This is a genomic window from Sphingomonas psychrolutea (genome assembly GCF_014636175.1).
Lineage (GTDB): Bacteria > Pseudomonadota > Alphaproteobacteria > Sphingomonadales > Sphingomonadaceae > Sphingomonas > Sphingomonas psychrolutea.
In genome coordinates, this window is sequence record NZ_BMDW01000004.1 from 1 (window position 1) to 22,303 (window position 22,303).

23 protein-coding genes and 1 riboswitch are annotated in these 22,303 nt (G+C 64.4%); of the genes, 11 read left to right on the top strand and 12 right to left on the bottom strand.

Features of this window, described 5'->3' with window-relative positions; translation table 11 throughout:
* Nucleotides 1–100: 100 nt before the first annotated feature.
* A complete protein-coding gene (locus IEV62_RS04180; RefSeq protein ID WP_188445615.1) occupies nt 101–1,633 on the bottom strand; it encodes an aminoacyl--tRNA ligase-related protein in 1,533 nt (510 codons plus the stop codon).
* 96 nt (nt 1,634–1,729) lie between these two features.
* Between IEV62_RS04180 and IEV62_RS04185 the strand changes: the two genes are divergently transcribed.
* A complete protein-coding gene (locus IEV62_RS04185) occupies nt 1,730–2,632 on the top strand; it encodes a DMT family transporter (RefSeq protein WP_188445616.1) in 903 nt (300 codons plus the stop codon).
* Here IEV62_RS04185 and IEV62_RS04190 read toward each other — a convergent pair.
* The 8 genes from IEV62_RS04190 to IEV62_RS04225 form a co-directional block, all read right to left on the bottom strand.
* On the bottom strand, nt 2,629–3,255 hold the full coding sequence (locus IEV62_RS04190) for a DUF938 domain-containing protein (RefSeq protein ID WP_188445617.1): 627 nt from the start codon (nt 3,253–3,255) through the stop codon (nt 2,629–2,631). The genes IEV62_RS04185 and IEV62_RS04190 overlap by 4 nt on opposite strands.
* A gap of 11 nt (nt 3,256–3,266) precedes the next feature.
* Nucleotides 3,267–3,773 (bottom strand): CcdC protein domain-containing protein, encoded by a 507-nt coding sequence (locus IEV62_RS04195; protein WP_188445618.1) that lies wholly within the window; start codon nt 3,771–3,773, stop codon nt 3,267–3,269.
* A 63-nt stretch (nt 3,774–3,836) separates the two neighbouring features.
* Complete coding sequence (gene gcvPB, locus IEV62_RS04200) at nt 3,837–5,507, bottom strand: aminomethyl-transferring glycine dehydrogenase subunit GcvPB (protein ID WP_188445619.1); 1,671 nt, start codon at nt 5,505–5,507, stop codon at nt 3,837–3,839.
* Nucleotides 5,504–6,862 carry an aminomethyl-transferring glycine dehydrogenase subunit GcvPA gene (gcvPA, locus tag IEV62_RS04205; RefSeq protein WP_188445620.1) on the bottom strand — a complete coding sequence of 453 codons (1,359 nt, stop codon included), beginning with the start codon at nt 6,860–6,862 and terminating at the stop codon, nt 5,504–5,506. Before gcvPA ends, gcvPB begins: the two co-directional genes overlap by 4 nt.
* Before the next feature lie 178 nt (nt 6,863–7,040).
* Nucleotides 7,041–7,412, bottom strand: a complete 372-nt coding sequence (gene gcvH / locus IEV62_RS04210; RefSeq protein ID WP_188445621.1) for a glycine cleavage system protein GcvH — start codon at nt 7,410–7,412, stop codon at nt 7,041–7,043.
* 1 nt (nt 7,413) lies between these two features.
* Nucleotides 7,414–8,658, bottom strand: coding sequence for a glycine cleavage system aminomethyltransferase GcvT (gene gcvT, locus IEV62_RS04215; protein ID WP_188445622.1), 1,245 nt, complete (start codon nt 8,656–8,658; stop codon nt 7,414–7,416).
* A 172-nt stretch (nt 8,659–8,830) separates the two neighbouring features.
* A riboswitch (glycine riboswitch) is annotated at nt 8,831–8,923 on the bottom strand.
* Nucleotides 8,924–9,001: 78 nt separating this feature from the next.
* On the bottom strand, nt 9,002–9,271 hold the full coding sequence (locus IEV62_RS04220) for a hypothetical protein (RefSeq protein ID WP_188445623.1): 270 nt from the start codon (nt 9,269–9,271) through the stop codon (nt 9,002–9,004).
* Between the two features lie 355 nt (nt 9,272–9,626).
* The gene (locus tag IEV62_RS04225) at nt 9,627–10,283 is read right to left on the bottom strand and encodes a hypothetical protein (RefSeq protein WP_229732814.1); all 657 of its coding nucleotides are present in this window, start codon (nt 10,281–10,283) and stop codon (nt 9,627–9,629) included.
* A 140-nt stretch (nt 10,284–10,423) separates the two neighbouring features.
* Here IEV62_RS04225 and ispH point away from each other — a divergent pair, with 140 nt between their 5' ends.
* Genes ispH through rnhA form a run of 3 tightly spaced genes read left to right on the top strand, consistent with a single transcriptional unit; the run spans nt 10,424 to nt 12,801 of the window.
* A complete protein-coding gene (ispH, locus tag IEV62_RS04230) occupies nt 10,424–11,380 on the top strand; it encodes a 4-hydroxy-3-methylbut-2-enyl diphosphate reductase (RefSeq protein WP_188445800.1) in 957 nt (318 codons plus the stop codon).
* Between the two features lie 3 nt (nt 11,381–11,383).
* The gene (gene thrB / locus IEV62_RS04235) at nt 11,384–12,352 is read left to right on the top strand and encodes a homoserine kinase (RefSeq protein WP_188445624.1); all 969 of its coding nucleotides are present in this window, start codon (nt 11,384–11,386) and stop codon (nt 12,350–12,352) included.
* Nucleotides 12,349–12,801: a ribonuclease HI gene (gene rnhA / locus IEV62_RS04240; RefSeq protein WP_188445625.1), complete on the top strand. Its 453-nt coding sequence runs from the start codon at nt 12,349–12,351 to the stop codon at nt 12,799–12,801. The genes thrB and rnhA overlap by 4 nt, the downstream gene beginning before the upstream one ends.
* Before the next feature lies 1 nt (nt 12,802).
* Here rnhA and IEV62_RS04245 read toward each other — a convergent pair whose 3' ends face one another.
* From IEV62_RS04245 to IEV62_RS04255, 3 genes are read right to left on the bottom strand one after another with little or no spacing between them, the layout of a single operon-like run.
* Entirely contained in the window at nt 12,803–12,979 is a 177-nt protein-coding gene (locus IEV62_RS04245) for a YegP family protein (protein ID WP_188445626.1), read from the bottom strand.
* 49 nt (nt 12,980–13,028) lie between these two features.
* Entirely contained in the window at nt 13,029–14,123 is a 1,095-nt protein-coding gene (locus tag IEV62_RS04250; protein ID WP_188445627.1) for an NAD(P)/FAD-dependent oxidoreductase, read from the bottom strand.
* 5 nt (nt 14,124–14,128) lie between these two features.
* On the bottom strand, nt 14,129–15,070 hold the full coding sequence (locus IEV62_RS04255; protein ID WP_188445628.1) for an alpha/beta fold hydrolase: 942 nt from the start codon (nt 15,068–15,070) through the stop codon (nt 14,129–14,131).
* 48 nt (nt 15,071–15,118) lie between these two features.
* Here IEV62_RS04255 and IEV62_RS04260 point away from each other — a divergent pair, with 48 nt between their 5' ends.
* The 7 genes from IEV62_RS04260 to IEV62_RS04290 are packed head-to-tail and all read left to right on the top strand — an operon-like array spanning nt 15,119 to nt 22,252.
* The gene (locus tag IEV62_RS04260) at nt 15,119–15,601 is read left to right on the top strand and encodes an A24 family peptidase (protein ID WP_188445629.1); all 483 of its coding nucleotides are present in this window, start codon (nt 15,119–15,121) and stop codon (nt 15,599–15,601) included.
* A 35-nt stretch (nt 15,602–15,636) separates the two neighbouring features.
* On the top strand, nt 15,637–16,656 hold the full coding sequence (gene cpaB / locus IEV62_RS04265; protein ID WP_188445630.1) for a Flp pilus assembly protein CpaB: 1,020 nt from the start codon (nt 15,637–15,639) through the stop codon (nt 16,654–16,656).
* On the top strand, nt 16,657–18,234 hold the full coding sequence (locus IEV62_RS04270) for a type II and III secretion system protein family protein (protein ID WP_188445631.1): 1,578 nt from the start codon (nt 16,657–16,659) through the stop codon (nt 18,232–18,234).
* Between the two features lie 20 nt (nt 18,235–18,254).
* Nucleotides 18,255–18,917 carry a CpaD family pilus assembly protein gene (locus IEV62_RS04275; RefSeq protein WP_188445801.1) on the top strand — a complete coding sequence of 221 codons (663 nt, stop codon included), beginning with the start codon at nt 18,255–18,257 and terminating at the stop codon, nt 18,915–18,917.
* The gene (locus IEV62_RS04280) at nt 18,917–20,218 is read left to right on the top strand and encodes a P-loop NTPase family protein (protein WP_188445632.1); all 1,302 of its coding nucleotides are present in this window, start codon (nt 18,917–18,919) and stop codon (nt 20,216–20,218) included. Before IEV62_RS04275 ends, IEV62_RS04280 begins: the two co-directional genes overlap by 1 nt.
* A gap of 56 nt (nt 20,219–20,274) precedes the next feature.
* Nucleotides 20,275–21,249 (top strand): type II secretion system F family protein, encoded by a 975-nt coding sequence (locus IEV62_RS04285; protein WP_188445633.1) that lies wholly within the window; start codon nt 20,275–20,277, stop codon nt 21,247–21,249.
* A gap of 4 nt (nt 21,250–21,253) precedes the next feature.
* Nucleotides 21,254–22,252, top strand: coding sequence for a type II secretion system F family protein (locus tag IEV62_RS04290; protein ID WP_188445634.1), 999 nt, complete (start codon nt 21,254–21,256; stop codon nt 22,250–22,252).
* The last annotated feature ends 51 nt before the right edge of the window (nt 22,253–22,303 follow it).

Consider the following 22,303-nt stretch of genomic DNA (forward strand, 5'->3'; position numbering starts at 1 on the left):
CTGGAAACGCATCGGCACCTTGCTCGACGCTTTCCCGCCTCAGGAATGCGCCAACTATCTCAGAAACTCCGGCTACGCTTCAACATAAATGGATCAGACTCTAGTAACTCCGCCCGACCAGCACCCGCTCCACCGCCGGATCGCCGGTGAAGATGCACGCCCCGTCCGCCGCTGCCTGTTCGATCGGCGCGTTCCGCAGCGTCAGCTTCAGCGCCTTCAACCGCTCGACCACCATGTCGAGCGCAGGCCCGGTCGGCTTCGACCATTGCACTTCGAGCCAGCCAGGGTTCTTCACGCCCTCGGCAAAATGCCGCTCGACCGTGGCGAAATCGGAGGCCGGGGTGATATTGGCGTTGAGCCGCGCGCGCGCTTCGGTGTGGAGCGACGCCTGAATGTCCTCAAGCGTCGCGGAAAGGGTCGACACGAAATCACCGCGCGCCACGACCGCACTATCGAGCTTGCCATCGTCGCGGTACAGCCGGTCGCGCCGGATCACCGAGACGTTGCCGCCGGCGACATCACGCCCGCCCACTTCGATCACGATCGGCGCGCCCTTCTTGACCCAGCTCCAGCGCTTGGTCGCGGCCTTGCCGAATTTGAGGTCGAGCAGCGCGCGCACCGGCTCGCCGAGCGCGCTCTGGCCCGCCAGCTCGGCTTGTAGCGCCTTGCAATAGGCGATGATCTCGGCATCCTCCGGGTTATCGCGCAGCATCGGCACGATCACCACTTGCCACGGCGCGATCACTGGCGGCACGCGCAAGCCATCGTCGTCACCGTGGACCATGATCACTCCGCCGATCATCCGCGTCGACACACCCCAGCTCGTCGTATTGGCGAGCACAAACTCGCCCTGGTCGTTCTGAAAACGGATGTTTTGCGCGGAGGCGAAATTGGTGCCGAGGAAGTGCGACGTGCCGGCCTGCAGCGCCTTGCCGTCCTGCATCATCGCCTCGATGCTGTAGGTCGCGACCGCGCCGGGGAAGCGCTCATTCTCGGGCTTCTCGCCCGCCACCACCGGCAGCGCGAGGCAATCCTCGGCGAAGCTGCGATAGACTTCGAGCATTTTCAGCGTCTCTTCGCGGGCTTCCTTGGCTGAGGCGTGGGCCGTGTGCCCTTCCTGCCAGAGAAACTCGCTGGTGCGCAGGAACATGCGGGTGCGCATTTCCCAGCGCACGACATTGGCCCATTGGTTGATCAGCACCGGCAAATCGCGCCACGACTGAATCCAGCGCGCGAACGCAGCCCCGATTACCGTCTCGGAGGTCGGGCGAACGACCAAGGGCTCCTCAAGCTTCGCGGTCGGATCGGGGATCAGCCCGCCCTTCCCGTCGCTCACCAGCCGGTGGTGCGTGACGACCGCCATTTCCTTGGCAAAGCCCTCAACATGCGCAGCCTCCTTTTCGAAGTAAGAAAGCGGGATGAACAGCGGAAAATAGCAATTTTCATGCCCCGTCGCCTTGATCCGGTCGTCGAGCAGCCGTTGGATTCGCTCCCAAATCCCGTACCCCCATGGCCGGATCACCATGCAGCCGCGCACGCCCGATTCCTCGGCCAGATCGGCTTCAGAGATGACGGATTGGTACCAGGCGGAGAAATCGGCCTCGCGGGTGACGGGGAGTGCGCGTTTGATCATGCAGGCGCGGATAGCGCCTCCGAAGAAATCCGTCACCCTGAACTTGTCTATAGAGAGGTAGGCGGCCATTGGGACGCTCATGCAGGGACAGCGTACATGACCAAAGGCGAAGACCGCATTCTCGCCGCGATCGGCCTGCGGCTGCTTTCGGTCGGTCTGTTCGCCGCCATGAATGTGTGCATCAAGCAGAGCGAAGTGCATGGCGCGGCGCTCGGAGAAATCCTGTTCTGGCGTCAATTCGGCGCCGCGGTGCTGGTCGGCGGGATCGTGCTGGGCCGGCCCGGCTGGCGCTCGGTCGCGACGACGCGGATGCCGGCCCATTTGCTGCGCGCGGTGATGGGGTTGACCGCAATGGCGTTCACTTTCGCCACGGTTCTCGCGCTGCCCCTGGCCGAAGCAACGACGATCGGCTTCACGATGCCGATCTTCGCGACGATCCTCGGAGCCTTGATCCTGGGCGAGCCGACCGGCTGGCACCGCTGGCTGGCAGTGTTGGTCGGGTTTTGCGGCGTGTTGATCGTCGCGCAGCCGGGCAGCGGGCATTTCCCGATCTGGGGCGCGGTCACCGGCCTCGCCGCCGCCTCGCTCACCGCCAGCGTCTCGATCCTGCTGCGCCAAATCGGCCGGACCGAGGCCGCGATGACCACGGTGTTCTGGTTCTCGACGCTTTCGATGCTGCCCTTGGGCATCCTCTACGTCTTCGTGTTCAAGACTCATCCGATCGAGGTCTGGCTGTTTCTGGCTGGCGTCGGGCTGCTCGGCGGCGGGGCGCAACTCGCAATGACCTCGGCGCTCGGGCTGGGGCCGGTGTCGGTGGTCGTGCCGATGGACTATTCGTCGCTGATCTGGGCGACACTGTTCGGCTGGCTGGTGTTCGACACCTTGCCCGGCCCCGCAACCTGGATCGGCGCGCCGATCATCGTCGCGAGCGGTCTGTATATCGTATGGCGAGAGCATCTGCGCCGCCAGACCGAAACGATTCAGGCGTTTACTGCCTAAACGCGGCGGAAGACCAGCATCACATTGTTCGCGGGCATTTCGATCGTCTGGTCGAGCGCGAACCCCGTTGCAGCCTCGGCCACTGCGCCGATCGAACGGATGCCCCATGCCGGATCGCGCTCACGCAGCGATTCGTCGAAGGCGAGGTTGCTCGGCGCGGTCGGCACATCATCGCGCAGAAACGGGCCATAGACGAGCAATGGCGCACCGGTGTCGAGCACCCGCGCGGCACCCGCCATCAAGCCGAGTGTCGCGGCCCACGGGCTGATGTGCAGCATGTTGATGCAAAGGACAGCGTCCGCTCGTGAAACCGGCCACACCGGCGCGGCAGCATCAAGATCGAGCGGCGGCAGGACATTGGCGATCCCCGCACACCACGCCGCAATCGACGTCAGCGCAGCGCGATCGGGGTCGCTCGGTTGCCACGCCAGCGCGGGGAATTCACCGGCGAAATAGGCGGCGTGCTCGCCCGAACCACTGGCGATCTCAAGCACGGTACCTGACCGCGGCAGCACCGCGCGCAACACGTCGGCAATCGCCATGCGATTGCGCAACGTGGCGGGGGCGTGGCGGCGATCCTCTCCCGCCGCCTCGCCCGGAATCCATGGAGCAGGATCGGTCATCGCGCCACCGATCAAACTTGCGCTGACTTCATCAGGCGAGTCGCGCGCAAATACATTTCGAGCCGCTGCGCGCTGAACACCCCGAGCGACAAGGCGGCAAGCCCGTCAATCAGCAAGGTGACATCGAGATGCAGCGCGCCACCCTCATTCTGCGAAATCGTCTTGAGCGCAAACAGCACCGCGATGAACGCGATCGCCCAGATCGATCCCTTCTGCATCAGCTGACCGGTCGCCGGGTCGCGCTCGATCCGCATCGTCTTGCCGCGCTGCCAACCCAGCGCGGCACCAGCCAGCAGCCCCAGCGCGGCGATGCCCCAGCCCGTAACGCTTGGTGGACGCTGAACAAAAATCAGCGCGACCACGCCGCAATAGATCGCCGGGACAATCCACAGCCGATCGACGTTGAGCGGCCGCAATCGCATCAGCCGTGGTGCGCGGATCGCCATGATCACGCCGAAAATCACCAGCGGGAGGAGAATCTGCAACCACCCGTGCGGCAGCGCAACCTGTTCGTGCATAGCGAATTCCCCATGACCCCGGCGCTGGTGTACCGTGCGGCAGCACCGGGGATCAAGCGGCGATCATTCCGCGGCTTGCGCCAGGTCGGGGTCCTTCCACACCAGCACCGGCTTGCGCGCCGCCAGCGTTTCGTCAAGTCGGCTGCGCGGCGCGAAGTGTGGCGCGGATTTCAGGCTGACGTCGCCTGCCTTAGCGCGCTCGGCGACCGAGCGCAGCGCGACGATAAACTGGTCGAGTGCCGCCTTCGATTCGGTTTCGGTCGGCTCGATCAGCATCGCGCCGTGGACGACGAGCGGGAAGTACATCGTCATCGGGTGGAAACCCTCATCGATCAGGCCCTTGGCGACATCGATCGTCGAGAAGCCCTCGGCCAGGCCATTATCCGAGAACAACGCCTCGTGCATGCACGGGCCGGACGTGCCGAACGGTGCCTCAAGCGTCGTATCGAGGCTGCGCAGGATGTAATTGGCGTTAAGCACCGCATCTTCGGCCACTTGCCGCAAGCCATCCGCGCCGTGGCTGAGGATATAGGTCAGTGCGCGCGTGAACATGCCCATCTGGCCATGGAAGGCACACATCCGGCCGAAGCTGTGCGGATGCTCGTCTCCTGCGGTTTCCTCTTCGATAAGCTGAAGATGCCCGTCCGCCATCCGCGCCGTGAACGGCAACGGCCCGAACGGTGCCAGCGCCTCCGACAGCACCACCGGCCCCGAACCCGGCCCGCCGCCGCCATGCGGGGTCGAGAAGGTCTTGTGGAGGTTGATGTGCATCGCATCGATCCCGAGGTCACCCGGTCGCACGCGTCCAACGATCGCGTTGAAGTTCGCGCCGTCGCAATAAACGAACCCGCCCGCCGCATGGACTGCGTCGGAGATCACCTTCATGTCGCGTTCGAACAAGCCGCAGGTGTTGGGATTTGTGATCATTACCGCTGCGACATCGGGCCCAAGCCGCGCCAGCAGCGCCGCGGTATCGACGCGGCCCTCGGCGGTGGCGGGAATATCCTCCACCGTATAGCCGGCAAAGGCAGCGGTCGCCGGGTTGGTCCCGTGCGCGCTTTCGGGCACCAGCACGACCTTGCGATGCCCCTCGCCGCGCGCCTCCAGCGCCGCCTTGATGCACAGCATCCCGCACAACTCGCCATGCGCGCCGGCTTTCGGCGTCATCGCCACGCCGTACATGCCGGTGAGCGTAATCAGCCAATTGGCGAGTTCGTTGATCACCCCAAGCGCGCCTTGCACGGTATCGACCGGCTGGAGCGGATGGATGTCGGCGAAGCCGGGCAGCCGCGCCATCTTCTCGTTCAGGCGCGGATTGTGCTTCATCGTGCAACTGCCGAGCGGGAAGAAGCCGAGGTCGATCCCGTAATTCTGGCGCGACAGGCGGGTGTAATGCCGCACCGTCTCGGGCTCGGAGAGACCCGGCAGACCGATCGGCGCGGTGCGGGCGAGGGTGCCTAGGCGGCTATCTTTAAGCCCCTCCCCTTCAGGGGAGGGGTTGGGGGTGGGGCCTCTCCGCGAATCCGCGGTCGCGTTTTGAGGCACGGCCCCACCCCAACCCCTCCCCTGAAGGGGAGGGGCTTGGTCGAAATCCACCCCCGTCGTGGTCGTATCGCCAATCTCGAAGATCAGCGCTTCCTCGAGCATCAGCGCCTTGTTGCCGGTCGTCGTCGACGAGGTCTTGCCGACCGAAATCGGCGCTTCGGGGCGCCATCCGCTTGCATTGATGCTCATGCCAGAATCTCCTGAAGCGCGGACGCCAGCGCTTCGACATCCTCCGCCGACGTCGTTTCGGTCACCGCCACGACGAGGCCGTTCGCGAGGGCGCCCACACCCGGATAAAGCCGCCCGAGCGATACGCCGGCAAGAATGCCGCGATCGGCCAACGTCCGCACGACGGGGCGCGCTTCCTGCGACAATTTCAGCGTGAATTCGTTGAAAAAGGTCGGTGTTACCAGCTCGACGCCGGGCACCTGCGCCAGCCGCTCCGCCGCCGCGACCGCACCGGCATGGTTGATCGCTGCAAGCTGCCGCAAGCCCGCTTCGCCCAGCAACGTCATGTGGACCGAGAAAGCGAGCGCACACAGGCCGCTATTGGTGCAGATGTTCGACGTCGCCTTCTCACGCCGGATATGTTGCTCGCGCGTGCTGAGCGTCAGCACGAAGCCGCGCCGCCCATCGGCATCGAGCGTCTCGCCGCACAGCCGACCCGGCATCTGACGAACGTACTTTTCCTTGCAGCCGAACAGCCCGACATAGGGCCCGCCGAACTGGAGGCCGACACCAAGCGACTGCCCCTCGCCCACCACGATATCGGCATCCATCTCGCCGGGGGACTTGATCGCGCCGAGCGCGACCGGCTCGGTCACCACGGCGATCAGAAGCGCTTTCTGCGCGTGGCACGCATCGGCCAGCGGCTTAAGGTCGGCGATGCGGCCGAGGATGTCGGGATATTGCACCACGACGCACGACGTATCCTTATCGATTGCCGCGATCAGCGCGTCGAGATCGGTATCGGCGCTGAGCGTCGGCGCGGAGGTCTCGAGTGCATCGCCGGTGAACTTCGCCATCGTCTTGGCGACCGAGACATAATGCGGGTGCAGCCCCGACGACAGGATTGCCTTGCCACGTTTGGTGATGCGCCGCGCCATGCCGATCGCTTCCCAGCACGCGGTCGAGCCGTCATACATCGAAGCATTCGCCACATCGGTGCCGAGTAGCCGCGCGACTTGCGTCTGAAACTCGAACAGCATCTGCAGCGTGCCCTGCGCGATTTCCGGCTGGTACGGCGTGTAGGCGGTCAGGAACTCGCCCCGCTGGATCAGATGATCGACTGACGCCGGGACATGATGCTTGTACGCGCCACAGCCGAGGAAGAAGGGCCCCTGCCCAGCGGTGAGGTTCTTGCGTGCGAGCGCGGACATGTGCCGTTCGACCGCCATTTCGCTGGCATGCATCGGCAAGCCGTGAATCGGGCCATCGAGCCGCGCCGCCTCGGGCACGTCGACGAACAAATCGTCGATCGTCGCGACACCGATCACGCCGAGCATGGCATCGCGGTCGGGCTGAGTCAGGGGTAGGTAGCGCATCTTATTCTCCTAGCCCCTCCCCTTCAGGAGCGGCGGGTGAACCGTGCCCCGCACGGTTCAGATCAGGCGGGGCCTGATCGACCCGCCGCTGGGCCGGGGGTGGGGCCGTGCCACGGGTGGAGCGCTTGTGGAGACGCCCCACCCCAACCCCTCCCCTGAAGGGGAGGGGCGAGTAATCTCAAAGCTTCGCGACGAACGCCTGGTACGCGATCTCGTCCATCAACTCGCTCAGCTCGTCGGGATCGGCGAGCGTCAGCTTGTAGAACCAGCCGTCGCCCTCGGGGTCTTCGTTGACCAACCCCGGCGTATCGCCGAGCGATGCATTGGCCTCGATCACGGTACCCGACACCGGCGAATAAACGTCCGATGCGGCCTTGACCGATTCGACCACCGCGGCCTCGTCGCCCTTGGTCAGCTCTTTGCCCTCATCGGGCACGTCGACGAACACGATGTCGCCGAGCTGTTCTTGTGCATATTCGGAAATGCCGACGGTGCCGATGTCGCCATCGACATCGACCCACTCATGATCTTCGGTGAAGTAACGGCTCATATCACTTGCCTCCTGCGCGGACGTAGCGGTGGGGAATGAAGGGCATTGCGGTAACGGTCGCGTGATGGACCTTGCCGCGTTGCGAAAGCTGGATCGTGGTGCCGGGGGCGGCGAGTGCGGTCGGCACATACGCCATCGCGATCGCCGCGCCGACGCTCGGCGCGAAGCCGCCGCTGGTCACGCGACCGACTTCGCCACCGGCAGAGTCGACGACTGCGGCCCCCTCGCGAACGGGCTGACGACCTTCGATCAGCAGCCCGACACGCTTGGTTTCGGCACCCGCTGCGCGCTCGGCGAGGATGCGCGTTGCACCCATGAAATCGCCCGCTTCGCGGCGGCGCTTCGAGAGCGCGAAGCCGAGATCAGCCTGCACCGGAGTCGTCGCGGGATCGAGATCATGCCCGTACAGGGGTAACCCCGCCTCCAGCCGCAGCGAATCGCGTGCGCCAAGGCCGATCGGCTTGACCTCATCCTGCGCGGTCAGCGCATCGGCGAGCGCTTCGACATGCTCGGCGGGCACCGAAATCTCGAACCCGTCCTCGCCGGTATAGCCGGATCGGCTGATCCACAGCGGCACGCCGTTCCAATCGAACGCGCCCGCCGTCATGAAGACAAGATCGGCAACGCCCGGCACCAGCCGCGCCATCGCATCAACCGCCTTCGGTCCTTGAAGCGCGAGCAACGCCTGGTCTTCGAGGTGGTTGATCGCGATCCCGTCGGGCAGGAATTCGAGCAGATGCGCGATGTCGTCGATCTTGGTCGCGCCGTTGACGACCATATAAAATTGCGGGCTGTCGATATCGGGCGTGTCCCCGTCCAGCGGCGACCAACCGGTCGGTTCCGAGACACCTTCCTCCGCGAGCGCGGCAAACGGATGGACCAGCGGCAGGCGCGTCACCATCAAATCGTCGAGAATGCCGCCATCTTCGGCAAGCAGCAGCGAATAGCGCTGCTTGCCTTCGCCCAGCCCGGCAATATCAGCGGGAAGCAGCGCTTCGAGCGCGGCGACGACATCGACCCGCCCCTCGGCGCGAAACACCAATTGGCCCATGTGCGAAACGTCGAACAATCCGGCCGATTCGCGCACCCACAGATGCTCGGCCATGATGCCTTCATATTGCACGGGCATGTGATAGCCGGCGAATTCGACCATCCGCCCGCCGTGCACGCGATGCCACGCGTCGAGCGGCAGAGTCTCGGTTGCGATCTCGTCGCCATCCGCGTTTGGAGTGTCGGTATCGCTCATACAAAGGCCTTCCGTGGCAAGGTTCACGGCGCGGCATCACGCGGTTCGCGTGGTTGCATCGCCGCCCCCTCTGTCACGGGAACCTGAGAGCTTTGACCCGCCGCCTCACTGCTACGGGCTTACCCCTTCGGTGGCCCCCGCTCAGCGAGCGGGTGCGCTTTCCAGAGTGTCGATAGCGCGCGCGGTCCGGTGGCCTGAGAGATTCCGGGGCGGTTGCTCCTTCGGCGCCCCGGATCAAGTCCGGGGTCTCTCCCGCGCGTGCCTATGCGAGTTGCCCCGCATCGACGCCCAAAGGTTTGACGCGGTGCAGCAAGCGAGTCAATCCGCCTTGGCGGGCTTTCGTCTATTCCGCAGCGATTGCGCTATCGGGCAGGCCCATCGCGCAAACGCGGCGAAGGATCGCGTTGCCGGCCTCGCTTTGCGCAATCATGCAGGGCTCGTCCCAATCGGACATGTGGAGGAAGGCCTCATCCCCGACCTTCACTTCGGAATAGGTCGCATGATTGGTGACGGAAACAGCCGCAAGGGTTTTAAGACGCGCGCTGACTTCGACCTGGTCCTGGGCCGCATATTCCAGGCTAACCATACCCGAGGGGAGTTCTAGCAACTGCATGATGTGCTCCTCCCCATACTCCTACGCTTTCGCATACCCCCTCTCAAGACCCGCTCAAGCGAGCGGGACGGCAAGCAGCGTCAATCACCAAGGCCCAAGTTCCATATTTGACCACGATCGAATCGGCGTCCGGCCCGAGCGGATGGCCGTATTTCAGTCGATTGCGCATTTCATGACCGCGACGATCGCAGGATCGTCGTGGCCACGAAACCGTGCTTTCAGGTATTACGCAAGTCGACCATAACCTGCCCCACCTGTTCGATCGCAATGCCGTCCGCCAGCATAGCATCCGCCACGTCCCGCAAGCCACGAACCTGCCGCTCATACTCCTCGCGAGATGACGGCACGCGGCGGATTACCGCGTGGCGTTATATTTCAGCTGGTCGTTGGTCAGCTGGAACCCGACCAGCGCCTCGAAGGTCGATCTCAGCACCGCGGCACGAATCTCCGGACGCGTGAGCGGATCCACCGCAGCCTCCTGGTCGCCCGGACGGCGCTTCTCGGTCAGTTTCTTGCGCACATCGTCCGACAAAGTCGCGGCGGAGCGAGCGACGGTTGCGCTGCCAGTGCCCTGTATGCTGGCGCGCGCCTGGCCGGGCTCGAAATGCAGCGTCGCATGGCCAATTCGCTTGGCGACCACGGCGCTGCCGCCCTGCACAACGGTGACGAAGTACGGCAAGGTGACGTCCCGCGCGCCATCGGTGCTGGTCCGGCGGCCTTCGACCGAGAAGGTCACGCTGGTCAGAATATCGGCCCCCGAATCGGTACAGGTCGAACGCACCTTGGTCAGCACCGCCGTCACATCGACTGCGCTGGCGTCGCGGCTGGTCGCGGGATCGAACACGGTGATGTCGCCGGTCGATGCCGGAACCGCGACACTCGGGCAGGCGGTCCGGATCGCGGTGATGCCGCCCGTCTCGTCAAGGTCGCCGGTGGTCTTGCACGCGCCAAGCAGAGAGCATGCCGACAGCAGGAACGCTGATGCGGCGATGGTCGATTTCCGGGTTTTCACGGGGTCACGTACCTTGTCATACAAAAGGGCTTTAGCCTCGCGCGCAAAATCACCTGTGTAAGGATTTATTGCGCAGATGCTGGTGCACCATAGGAAGCGGCTTTCGCCTACGCAAGCAATCGCGTAGGGTTGCCCCTGTGATGCTTACCCCCCAAAAGCCGCCCCTCGCCTTGATCATCGCCGCCCCGCGTGGGTTTTGCGCGGGCGTTGATCGTGCGATCCAGATCGTCGAACTGGCGATCGAGAAGTTCGGTGCACCGGTCTACGTGCGCCATGAAATCGTGCACAATCGCTTCGTTGTGGACATGTTGCGCGACAAGGGTGCGGTATTTGTCGAGGAACTGGACGAGGTTCCCGACGGCCTGCCCGTCGTGTTTTCCGCGCACGGCGTGCCCAAGGCGGTGCCGGACAAAGCGACCGAGCGCGGCCTCGCCTTTTTCGACGCGACCTGTCCGCTCGTCTCCAAGGTCCACCGCGAAGCCGAGCGGCAAGTCGAGGCCGGGCGGCATATTCTCTTCATCGGCCATGTCGGCCACCCCGAGGTGATCGGCACTTTCGGTCAAGTGCCCGATGGGGCGATGTCGCTGGTCGAGACAGTCGCGGATGCGGAAGGCTTCGTACCGGTCGATCCCGACAACCTCGCTTTCTTGACGCAGACAACGCTCTCGATGGATGACACCGCCGAGGTGGTTTCAGTACTGAAGCGCCGGTTCCCCGGCATCCAGGGGCCGCGCGGCGAGGACATTTGCTACGCCACCTCCAACCGGCAAAGCGCCGTCAAGGCGATCGCGCATGCGTGCGACGCGCTGCTGGTGATCGGCGCGCCCAATTCGTCAAATTCGGTGCGACTGGTCGAAGTCGCCGAGCGCGAGGGCACGCGGGCACGGCTGATCCAGCGTGCTGCGGAGCTCGACTGGGCTTTCCTCGACGGCGTGACGACGCTCGGGATCACCGCCGGAGCCTCCGCGCCCGAGGTGCTGGTGCGCGAACTGGTCGACCGGCTGGCAGAGCGGTTCGTCATCACCGAGCAGGAAGTCGAGACCAAGCGCGAGACGATCTCGTTCAAATTGCCCCGCGGGCTCGAAATCGCCGCCTGATCCATGGCGGTGTACACGCCTGTCTCGGCCGAGATTTTGGCCGGTTTTCTCACGCGTTATGACGTGGGCGAACTGGTATCCGTCAAGGGCATCGCCGAGGGGGTCGAGAACACCAATTATCTGGTCGACACGACGACCGGACGCTTCATCCTGACGCTGTACGAGAAGCGCGTCGATAGCGGCGACTTGCCCTATTTCATGGTGCTGCTCGATCATCTCGCGGCGCGTGGGTGCCCGGTGCCCCCCGCGATCAAGGACCGCGACGGCGTGGCGATCCAGACGCTGGAGGGACGACCCGCGTGCCTGATCCAGTTCCTGCCGGGGGTTTCGGTGACGCATCCGACGCCGACACAGGCTCTCGCAGCCGGGACCGCGCTCGGCGAAATGCACGCGGCGCTGGCCGATTTCCCGCTCGAACGCGCGAACTCGATGGGCTTTGCGACGTGGCAGCCGCTGCTCGATCGATGCGGAGGCGCCCTCGACTCGATCGCCCCCGGACTACATCACGACATGACCGTCGCGCTCGCCGATCTGGCCGCGACATGGGCACGCGACCCCCTCCCCCGTTCGACCATCCATGCTGATTTGTTTCCAGACAATGTGCTGATGCGCGGCGATGCCGTCGGCGGGCTGATCGACTTCTACTTCGCCTGTACCGATATCCGCGTCTATGATCTGGCGGTGATGCACGCGGCGTGGGCGTTCGATGCGACGGGCATGACGTTCGACGCTGCAGTCGGCGATGCGCTGATCGCTGGCTATGCGCGCCATTTCCCCTTGTCACAGGACGAGCGCTCCGCCTTCAACGATCTCGCTGTCGGGGCATGCATCCGCTTCACACTCTCCCGCGCGTGGGATTGGCTCAACACCCCGGCCGACGCGGTGGTAACGCGCAAGGATCCGCTGGCGTTCTGGCGGCGTGTCAAAGTCTACGACCCCAATCTCGCCAGCCTGTTGAAGACGCTCTCATGACCGAACTGACCAAAATCGAAATCGCCACCGATGGCGCGTGCAAGGGCAACCCCGGCCCCGGCGGCTGGGGCGCGCTGATCCGTTCGGGCACGACCGAGAAGGAACTCTCGGGCGGTGAACTGCTCACCACCAACAATCGCATGGAACTGACCGCGGCGATCGAGGGGCTCAATGCGCTGAAACGGCCGTGCCATGTGACGCTATCGACCGACAGCCGCTACGTGATGGACGGGCTGACCAAGTGGATCAAAGGCTGGCAGAAAAACGGCTGGAAGACCGCCGCGAAGCAGCCGGTCAAGAATGCCGATCTGTGGCAAAGGCTGCTCGATGCGGCGAAACCGCACAGGATCGAATGGGTGTGGGTCAAGGGCCATGCCGGCCACCCCGACAACGAACGCGCAGACACGCTGGCGAGCGATGCCGCGGTGGCGGCGGGACGGCGGGGTTAGCTCAGCTATTATCCTCGGTCGGCGCGTCCGGGCCGTTTTTCTTGATCGAATCGATCGCGTTTTGGGCGGACGCCTTGCTGGCATAGCCTTCGGTCGTGAACATCGTCTCGCTATTGTATTTGAAGCGGACGCGGAACTCGCCAGCCTTATCCTTATAGATCTCGAATTTATGTGCCATCAGAGCCTCCCGCTTTCTCGGTGGCGATATCCTATACCCGAGCCGATCGTTACGCCAGCGCGTGGAAACGCCCCGGGGCATAGCGCGCCGGATCGATCGCCGCGACGCTCGCATCGGGCGCCAGCCCGAGCAAGACTGCGGCGGCGAGTGCGGCTGCCGCGGGCGCGGTCTGGATGCCGAAACCGCCCTGCCCCGCGCACCAGAAAAATCCGGGCGAATCGGGTGCGAAGCCGTAGACCGGCAGCCGATCGGGCGCGAAGCTGCGCAGGCCTGCCCAGCGTCGTTCCACCTTCGTCACGCGCCAGTCCACGACCTGTTCGAAGCGGTCGATCGCGGTGGCGACATCGATTTCCTCGGGCTGGGCGTCGCCCGGCGCGACCTTGGTTTCATCATGCGGGCTGAGCCACAAACGCCCCCCCGCCTCGGGCTTGAAATAGAAATTCCCGGCAATGTCGGCGATGTGCTGCATCGTCGCGGGCGGTGCCGGGTCGGTCACCAGTTGCACGACCGTGCGGCGATACGCGGTGATGCCAATCGGTGCGACATCGGCCCGGCGCGCGACGTCGTCGGCCCATGCCCCGGCCGCATTCACCAGAATCGTCGCCGAGAACATGCCGGCGCCGGTCATGATCTGCCAGCGATCGGCCATGTGCGTGGCAGCCTGCAACGGCGCGGAAAGCGTCAGCACCGCACCCGCGCGCCGCGCATCGGCCAAACAGTGCGCATGCAGCGCAGCAACATCGATATAGGTGCTGCTTCGCTCCATAATACCGAGCGTCCAGTCGGCCCGTAGCCCAGGAATGAAGGCACGGGGATCGACGCGTTCGAGCGCCACGCCGCTTCCTGCGAATTCGGCAAGAAACGCTTCGATCGCGGCCTGATCCGCCGCACGACCGATATGCAGCGAGCCGAGATCCTCCAGAAACCCGCCGTCGCGCAGCGCCGCGCCCGACGCGGTGGTCAGCGGTTGCACCCCCGGCCCGCCATAGCTTTCCGACCAGAAGGCCGCCGAGCGCCCGGTCGCGTGATAGCCCGGCAAGTCTTCGGCCTCCAACAGCAGCACCGACGCATGCGGCGCAACCGCCGCGGCCAGGCTGGCGCCCGCCATTCCGGCACCGATGATCGCGATATCGTACCGCGTCATACCGCTCATCCTTGCGCGCGCGCCGACAGGAAAATGTCGATCTCACCGATCACACGATTGCGCACCGCATCGACTTCGCGCAACAGCTCGTGCGCCGCCTCCTTGCCGAAGCGCACGATCCGCGCATCGGGCAGCTTCGCCGCAGTCTTGTACGCTGCTTTGGGCGAGACGAGCTTGTCGTCGTCGGCAACGAGCAACAGGATCGGCACGGACAGCGTCTTCAGCCGCGAATCGTCGCGCAACCGCCGGGTCGAGCCGAACGCCTCGATCACCCAGCGCCAGCTCGGCGGGCCGAGCAGCAGCTCCGGCTTGGACGATTGCCAGAAGATTTCATCCGCATAGCGCTCTTGGTCGTGCGTCAGCAGAGCCTGCCGGGTCTCGGTCGATGCGGGGCGCTCATTGCCGCGCCAGGCCGGGCGCGCCGAATTGCCGACGCCTCCCAGCACGCCCGCCAGCCGCTCGCCCAGCGTCCAGCCAAGCGGGCTGTGCAGCCCGAGCATTGGCGCCACGAGCACCGCGGCATCAGGGGTCGCGGCACCCTCGACCATTGCGCGGAGCAGCAAATGCCCGCCCATCGAATGGCCCAGCACGACATGCGGCCCCGCCCCTTCGGCGACCCAACCTGCCCAAAAGTCGCGAAAATCGTCGACATAGAGCTGGAAGTCATCGACGTGCCCGACATGTGGGTCGGGCGTTAGCCGCCCCGATCCGCCCTGCCCGCGCCAGTCGAACGAGGTGATCGACCAGCCTTGCGCATGCCAGTGCGCGAACGCCTCAAGATACTTCTCGAAGATGTCGCCGCGACCGCCCTCGAACAGCATCCGGCCCCGTGCGCGCCCTTCGGCCGGCCAATCGAATCGCCGCAGCGGCCAGCCGTCGCGGGCGGTCCAGCGGGTAATCCGCGCGGCGGCGGGAATCGCTCGGCGATAGAGTTGGGGGGAGACCATTGCCGTTGGTTACGTTTTAGAAAGGCCTGACGTCTAGGCTTTTCCCTTATGGGTGGGGCTTCGCTTTCCGCAACTTTGCTCGTCGCGCTTGCGGCGCTTCTGGTTTCGGCCGGAATCCAGGACGCGCGCACGCGCGAGATCGCCAATTGGAAAAACGCCGCAATCGCGCTGTTGGCCCCGATCTGGTGGTGGGCGACCGACCTGACGCTCTGGCCCGACATGGCGACGCAGCTAGGTCTCGCGCTGATCGTATTCGCGCTGTTCGTCGCGGCGTTCCAGTTCGGCTGGATGGGCGGCGGCGACGTCAAGATGATCGGTGCGCTCGCTTTGTGGCTGCCACTGGTGCCGCTGACGTGGATGCTGATCGTGATGTCACTGGTCGGCGGAGCACTGACGCTGCTGCTGCTGGTCGAGCGCGCAGTGCGGCACCGCACCGGCCAAATCGAAGTGCCATACGGCGTGGCAATCGCCATCGCCGCGCTGATCGCGCTGCGTGAACCGCTTTTTAACCACTTTGGTGTGAATGCTTAACGCCGGCTCAATCGACCGGGTCCGAAAGGTCTGAAATGGATAGTCGCAAGATCATATTGCTGGTGGGTGCGCTGATCGTCGCGGCGATCACGGCGTTCATGGCACGATCGCTGATCGTCGGCAGTTCGGCACCGCAAGCCGTCGCGGCGGTGGCGCAGCAGAATACTGGCCCCGAAGTGTTGGTCGCGACCAAGGCCTTGCCGGTCGGCACGATCCTCGACGCCACGTCGATCCGCTATCAGCCATGGCCCAAGGAAATGGTCGAGAACGTCTATTTTATCAAAAAGCCGGGCTTTGATCCCAAGTCGCTTGCCGGCACTGTCGTGCGCAACGCGATTACCGCGGGCCAGCCGCTGACCAACGGATCCCTCGTAAAGCCTGGCGACAGCGGCTTCCTCGCCGCCGCACTCGGCCCGGGCATGCGTGCGGTCACGGTGCCGGTGCAGACGCAGACCAGCGTCGCGGGCTTCGTTTTCCCGGGCGACCGCATCGACCTTATCCTGACGCAAAGCGTGGCGGGCGGCGGCGACGGTCCACCGCTCAAGGCCGCCGAGACAATCATGCGCAATCTGCGCGTGCTCGCCACCGATCAGCGCACCGACAATTCCACCGGGGAAGATGGCAAGACTATCGTCCGTACGTTCTCAAATGTAACGGTCGAAGCCACCCCGAAGATTGCCGAGCAGATTGCGGTTGCGCAGACGCTCGGCTCACTGTCGCTGTCGCTGCGCTCGATCGCCGATAACAGCAGCGAACTCGAACAGGCGATCGCCAGCGGCGACGTCAGCATGCCGGATGATCCCAAGGCCGAAAAGGCGATGCTGACGCGAATCGCCAGCGCGCCATCGACGGGCACGTCGACCATGGCGACCGGGGCCGACGTGTCGCGCTTCCAGCGTCGCACCGTGCCGGGAAAGGCTGCGGCCACCAACTCGCAGGGTGGCGCGACACCAGCCAGCGGCGGGTTTCCCGGTGCTGCGGTCAACACCGGACCAGTCGTCCATATCGCTCGGGGAAATGCGGTGACGGAAGTCGCCGTTGGGGGGAAGAAGTAGATGCGTAGCGTGTCCATCTCGCTCGGCTGGTCGCTCGCCGTCGCGCTCGTCGGCGGAAGCGTCGCAGTGGCGCCCGCCGCTGCCCCGGCCCAGACCGTCGCCTCCGGTACGGTGCTGCAAGTCAACACCGGGCGCGGACGCCTCGTCACGCTGCCGCGGCCGATGAGCGACGTGTTCGTCGCCGACGACAAGATCGCCGACGTTCAGGTCCGCTCGCCAACCCAACTCTATGTCTTCGGCAAGTCGGCCGGCGAGACGACCGTCTCGGTCACGAACAAGGCGGGCGCGGTGGTCTATTCCGCGACCGTCCGCGTCGGCAACAATTTCGATTCGATCCAGCAAATGTTGTCGCTCGCCATGCCCGACGCGCGCATCGTGGCAACGCCAATGAACGGGCTGGTGCTGCTCACCGGCACGGTGAAGGCACCCGAGGACGGCGCGGAAGCGACGCGGCTCGTCCAGGCCTATGTCGGCGACTCGACCAAGGTGCTCTCGCGCCTTGGGACGGCGACGCCATTGCAGGTCAATCTGCAAGTGCGCATCGCCGAGGTCAGCCGCAGCTTCGTCAAAAATATCGGCGTTAATCTCCAGACGCTGAACAGCAGCGGCGGCTTCAATTTCGGCATTGGGCAGGGCCGTGGGGCATCACCGCAATATGCGCCGGGCGGGCCGCTGTTCGTCGGCGGCACCGTCGCATCGACGGGAACCAGCCTGCTCACGACCGTTGCCAACGGCACCACGCTCGGCGCGGCTGGCAAGGTACTGGGCCTCGACGTCCTATCCTCACTCGATCTCGGCGAGCGCGATGGTGAAGTCTCGACGCTGGCAAACCCGAACATCACGGTCATTTCGGGCGAAACCGGCTCGTTCCTGGCCGGCGGCGAAATCCCGATCCCGATCAGCCAGGGTCTCGGCGCGGTGTCGGTCGAATATAAACAATATGGCGTGAGCCTGTCCTACACACCTACGGTACTCGCCGACGGGCGCATCTCGATGCGCGTGCGGCCGGAGGTTTCGCAGCTCTCATCGGACGGCGCGGTGACGATCGCCGGGACCACGATCCCGGCGCTCAGCACGAGGCGGGTGGAGACGACAGTCGAGCTCGGCTCCGGCCAAAGCATGATGATCGGTGGGCTGCTGTCGAACAGCCACAACAATTCGATCACAAAAGCGCCTGGATTGGGCGATGTGCCGGTACTCGGCGCGTTGTTCCGTTCGAACGCGTTTCAGCGCAACGAAACCGAATTGGTGATCGTGATCACGCCGTATCTGGTCAAGCCGACCAACGCGAACGACATCGTCCTGCCGACCGACGGGCTCAAATCTCCGACCGATCTTGGCCGCGTTTTCCTCGGCCAATTGGGCGACGGCACGACTGGCGGCGAGCGACCGAAGCCGAGCCTTGCGCCGCGCAGCACGGCGCAGCCAACCTTCGGAGCAGTGACGCCAGCCCCCGTCGTGCCGACCGCACCTGCGCCCACCCCGCAACGCCGCGAGGAACCGGTGTCCGCGCTGCCTGCGCCCGCCACGCCACCGAAAAAGGGCAGCGCCGCCGCGCCCGGTTTCAGCATCAATTGACGCCCCGGAGGGACATGACCATGTACCATCGTACACTCCTGATCGCGACCGGTTTGGCCCCGGCTTTGCTGATGGGTGCCTGCACCACCGTGGGCTCGGGCTCCGGTACGCAGAATCGCGGGCTCGAATCGGTGCATCAGCCCATCGTCAGCCGCAGCGATTACGCGCTCGACGTCGCGACCAGCGGCAATGGCCTTGCACCGGGTGAGGACCAGCGCCTGGCCGGGTGGATGGGGTCGCTGCGGCTCGGCTATGGCGATCAAGTCGCGATCGACGATCCCAACCCTTACGGAACCGGCGTACGCGACGATGTCTCCCGTCAAGTTGCGCGCTATGGCCTGCTAGTCTCCGACGAAGCGCCGCTGACCAACGCTCCGGTCGCGGCCGGGATGATCCGCGTCGTGGTGAGCCGGATGCAAGCGAGCGTGCCCGGTTGCCCCGATTTCAGCCGCGTTCGCGGCCCCGATTTCGAAGGCCATACCGGCTCAAACCAAGGCTGTGCGGTCAATTCCAACCTTGCCGCGATGGTCGCCAACCCGACCGATCTGGTGCGCGGGCAGGTCGGTAACGGCATCACCGACACCGCCACATCGGGCCGGGCAATCGACAATTATCGCAAGGCGACCCCGACCGGCGCCGGCGGGACCACGGTCAAGTCCGAGAGCTCGAAAGGCGGCAACTGATGAACGCACCCTTCAATCCGGGTCGGATCGGTCTGCGCGACCCGTTCACCGCCTATGTCTGCGACGAGACCACCGCCGAAACGCTACGCCCGATCGCCGTCGAAATGGGTTGGGCGCCAGAGAAGGTGAACAAAGGCGGGCTGCGCAACGCCGTGCAGTCGCTGTCGGTCTCGGCTTCGCCGCAAATCCTGTTCGTCGATCTTTCGGAAAGCGGAGATCCGCTGAACGATATCAATGCGCTGGCCGAAGTGTGCGAGCCGGGGACGGTCGTGATCGCCGCGGGCCAAGTCAACGATGTGCGGCTGTACCGCGACCTCGTCGTCAGTGGAATTCAGGATTATCTGCTGAAACCGCTCAACCCCGATATGCTGCGCGAGGCGTTCACCAACGCCCAGGCCATTCTCAACGCGCCCAAAGCGGTTGATGTCGGGACCGAGCGTCCGCACATTTCCACCGCCTTTATCGGCGCGCGTGGCGGGGTTGGTGCATCGACGCTCGCAACCTCGGTTGCATGGGTGTTGAGCGAGAAGGGCGCGCGGACGACGGCTTTGCTCGATCTCGATGTGCATTTCGGGACGGGCGCGCTGTCGCTCGACCTCGAACCCGGCCGCGGACTGACCGATGCGATCGAAAATCCGAGCCGCATCGACGGGCTGTTCATCGAACGCGCCATGGTAAAGTCGAGCGAGCGGCTGTCGGTGCTGTCGGCCGAGGCGCCGATCAATTCGCCGGTGCTGACCGACGGCAGCGCCTTCTATCAATTGCAGGAGGAGATGCGCGCCGCGTTCGAATGCACCGTGGTCGATCTGCCACGCGGAATGCTGGTGCTCCATCCGCATTTGATGACCGATATCCAGGTCGCGGTGATCGTGACCGAGCTGACACTGGCCGCCGCGCGCGACACGATCCGGTTGCTGTCGTGGATGAAATCGAACGCGCCACAGACGCAGATCGTGGTCGTTGCCAACCGCGTTCAACCCGCCGCCGTGCTCGAAATCAGCCGTAAGGACTTTGAAGGATCGATCGAACGTCGGATCGATTTCCTGGTCAATTTCGACCAGAAGCTCGCCGCGCAATCGGCCAAGCTCGGCAAACCCTTCGCCGAGGCCGGCAAAGGCAACAAGACGATCGTCCCGATCGTCGATCTTGCTACCAAATTGATGGCCGTCGGTGATTCGGCCGAATCGATCGACAGTGTCAGCACGAAAGCCGGAAAGAACAAGCCGGTCGGCAAGGGCACCTCGCTCATGGGCAAATTCGACTTCAAGTCGATGATTTCGCGGTCTTCCAAAAAGAAATGATCCGCCTGACGGTGGTGTAAACCCCGTCGTAACGAAACGGAGCGCCAGATACGCCTGTGGAACTGATCCCTGTCCTTTCGCTGGGTGTGGGCGCGTTGATCGTGCTGGCACTGATGGCCTTCGCGTTCAGCGGTCCATCCGCTGCACGCGCGAGCACGCGTCGATTGAGTGCGGTGCGTGCGCGCCACAACGAATCGGCAAATGCGCTGGTCGATGCACAGATGCGGCGGATCGCGGCGGCGCGCAGCAACAAGATGGACGCGGCGGCGATGCGCTTCCTGCCACGCCCAGCGCTGCTGAAAAAGCGCCTTGCGATGACGGGGAAGCCTTGGACCGTTGGCCAATACGGCATGGCGACGCTCGGCATCGTCACGGTCGTCACGCTGCTGCTGGCCTTTGCCGGGTTACCGATCCTGTTGGGATTGCTGGTCGGCGTCGTGATCGGTGCCGGATTGCCGCATATGGCCGTCGGGTTCTTCATCAAGCGCCGGATCGCCAAATTCACCGCCAAATTTCCCGACGCCATCGAATTGTTGGTGCGCGGCCTTCGCTCGGGGCTTCCGATTACCGAAACGATCGGTGTCGTCGGGGCCGAGCTTGACGGGCCGGTGGGGGTCGAGTTCAAGGCGATCACCGACAAGATGAAGATCGGCCGCACGATGGACGCGGCGTTGCAGGACACGGCCGACCGGCTCGGCACGCCCGAATTTCAATTTTTCGTCATCACTTGCGCAATCCAGCGCGAGACCGGCGGCAACCTGGCCGAAACGCTCGCCAATCTTGCCACCGTGCTGCGTATGCGCGGGCAAATGAAGTTGAAGATCAAGGCGATGTCCTCCGAATCCAAGGCATCGGCGTACATCGTCGGATCGCTGCCGTTCATTGTGTTCGGCATGATCTGGATGATCAATGGCAGCTATATGCAGAATTTCTTCATCGATCAGCGGCTGATGGTCGCGGGTGGTTGTGGGCTGCTGTGGATGGGCCTTGGTGCTTTCATCATGGCCAAGATGGTCAATTTCGAGATCTGATGCGATGACCAACGCCCCCACCGGACCCGTCATCCTCGGCGTCGATGTGTACACCGTCGCCACGCTGCTCGCCGGGGTCGCCGCGTTCATGGTGCTGCTCGCGATTTACGCGGCGACCACCGCACGCGACCCGATGACCAAGCGGGTAAAAGCGCTGAACGACCGGCGCGAACAGCTAAAGGCGGGCATCACCGCTTCGACCAAGCGCCGCGCCAAGCTCGTCACCAAGAATGAGACGACCGACCGGATCAAGGCGCTGCTGTCCGGCATGAAGGTGCTACAGGATAGCCAGGTCAAGGCCGCACAGATCAAGTTGATGCAGGCCGGCATCCGGTCAAAGGAATATGCCGTCGCGGTCATTTTCGGACGGCTCGTCATCCCGCTCACCTGGGGGGTTTTCGTGCTGTACCTGGTCTACGGGACCGAAATGTTCGCCGATTGGACACCGTTCAAGGCGTATGGCCTGGTCGCGGTAAACTTCATCCTGTCGTACAAGGCCCCCGACCTCTATCTCAACAACAAGATCACCAAGCGCAGCAAGGAAATCCAGAAGGGCTTGCCCGACGCGCTTGATCTGCTGGTGATTTGTGCCGAAGCGGGACTCACCGTCGATGCCGCGTTCAACCGCGTGGCGCGCGAATTGGGCAAGGCCTATCCCGAGCTTGGCGACGAATTCACGCTGACCGCGATCGAATTGGGCTTCCTGTCCGAACGGCGGCAAGCGTTTGAGAACCTCGCCATGCGCGTGAAGCTCGATGCGGTCAAAGGCGTCGTGACGACGATGATCCAGACCGAAAAATACGGTACGCCGCTCGCTTCGGCACTGCGCGTGCTCTCCGCCGAATTCCGCAACGAACGCATGATGCGCGCCGAGGAAAAGGCCGCACGGCTTCCAGCGATCATGACGATCCCGCTGATCCTGTTCATCCTGCCGACGCTGTTCGTCGTCATTCTGGGACCAGCCGCATGTTCGATCTCAGATGCCTTCAAGAACGGCGTCTAATCCGTTCTAAGTGCTTGCCCCACGGCGTGGTTAACGGCAGGATCGCGGTCG

What these genes read in the sequence shown, in the direction of transcription:
- IEV62_RS04180 (WP_188445615.1), bottom strand. Translation starts at nt 1,633, where the DNA reads ATGATCAAACGCGCACTCCCCGTCACCCGCGAGGCCGATTTCTCCGCC.
- IEV62_RS04185 (WP_188445616.1), top strand. Translation starts at nt 1,730, where the DNA reads ATGACCAAAGGCGAAGACCGCATTCTCGCCGCGATCGGCCTGCGGCTG.
- IEV62_RS04190 (WP_188445617.1), bottom strand. Translation starts at nt 3,255, where the DNA reads ATGACCGATCCTGCTCCATGGATTCCGGGCGAGGCGGCGGGAGAGGAT.
- IEV62_RS04195 (WP_188445618.1), bottom strand. Translation starts at nt 3,773, where the DNA reads ATGCACGAACAGGTTGCGCTGCCGCACGGGTGGTTGCAGATTCTCCTC.
- gcvPB (WP_188445619.1), bottom strand. Translation starts at nt 5,507, where the DNA reads ATGAGCATCAATGCAAGCGGATGGCGCCCCGAAGCGCCGATTTCGGTC.
- gcvPA (WP_188445620.1), bottom strand. Translation starts at nt 6,862, where the DNA reads ATGCGCTACCTACCCCTGACTCAGCCCGACCGCGATGCCATGCTCGGC.
- gcvH (WP_188445621.1), bottom strand. Translation starts at nt 7,412, where the DNA reads ATGAGCCGTTACTTCACCGAAGATCATGAGTGGGTCGATGTCGATGGC.
- gcvT (WP_188445622.1), bottom strand. Translation starts at nt 8,658, where the DNA reads ATGAGCGATACCGACACTCCAAACGCGGATGGCGACGAGATCGCAACC.
- IEV62_RS04220 (WP_188445623.1), bottom strand. Translation starts at nt 9,271, where the DNA reads ATGCAGTTGCTAGAACTCCCCTCGGGTATGGTTAGCCTGGAATATGCG.
- ispH (WP_188445800.1), top strand. Translation starts at nt 10,424, where the DNA reads ATGCTTACCCCCCAAAAGCCGCCCCTCGCCTTGATCATCGCCGCCCCG.
- thrB (WP_188445624.1), top strand. Translation starts at nt 11,384, where the DNA reads ATGGCGGTGTACACGCCTGTCTCGGCCGAGATTTTGGCCGGTTTTCTC.
- rnhA (WP_188445625.1), top strand. Translation starts at nt 12,349, where the DNA reads ATGACCGAACTGACCAAAATCGAAATCGCCACCGATGGCGCGTGCAAG.
- IEV62_RS04245 (WP_188445626.1), bottom strand. Translation starts at nt 12,979, where the DNA reads ATGGCACATAAATTCGAGATCTATAAGGATAAGGCTGGCGAGTTCCGC.
- IEV62_RS04250 (WP_188445627.1), bottom strand. Translation starts at nt 14,123, where the DNA reads ATGACGCGGTACGATATCGCGATCATCGGTGCCGGAATGGCGGGCGCC.
- IEV62_RS04255 (WP_188445628.1), bottom strand. Translation starts at nt 15,070, where the DNA reads ATGGTCTCCCCCCAACTCTATCGCCGAGCGATTCCCGCCGCCGCGCGG.
- IEV62_RS04260 (WP_188445629.1), top strand. Translation starts at nt 15,119, where the DNA reads ATGGGTGGGGCTTCGCTTTCCGCAACTTTGCTCGTCGCGCTTGCGGCG.
- cpaB (WP_188445630.1), top strand. Translation starts at nt 15,637, where the DNA reads ATGGATAGTCGCAAGATCATATTGCTGGTGGGTGCGCTGATCGTCGCG.
- IEV62_RS04270 (WP_188445631.1), top strand. Translation starts at nt 16,657, where the DNA reads ATGCGTAGCGTGTCCATCTCGCTCGGCTGGTCGCTCGCCGTCGCGCTC.
- IEV62_RS04275 (WP_188445801.1), top strand. Translation starts at nt 18,255, where the DNA reads ATGTACCATCGTACACTCCTGATCGCGACCGGTTTGGCCCCGGCTTTG.
- IEV62_RS04280 (WP_188445632.1), top strand. Translation starts at nt 18,917, where the DNA reads ATGAACGCACCCTTCAATCCGGGTCGGATCGGTCTGCGCGACCCGTTC.
- IEV62_RS04290 (WP_188445634.1), top strand. Translation starts at nt 21,254, where the DNA reads ATGACCAACGCCCCCACCGGACCCGTCATCCTCGGCGTCGATGTGTAC.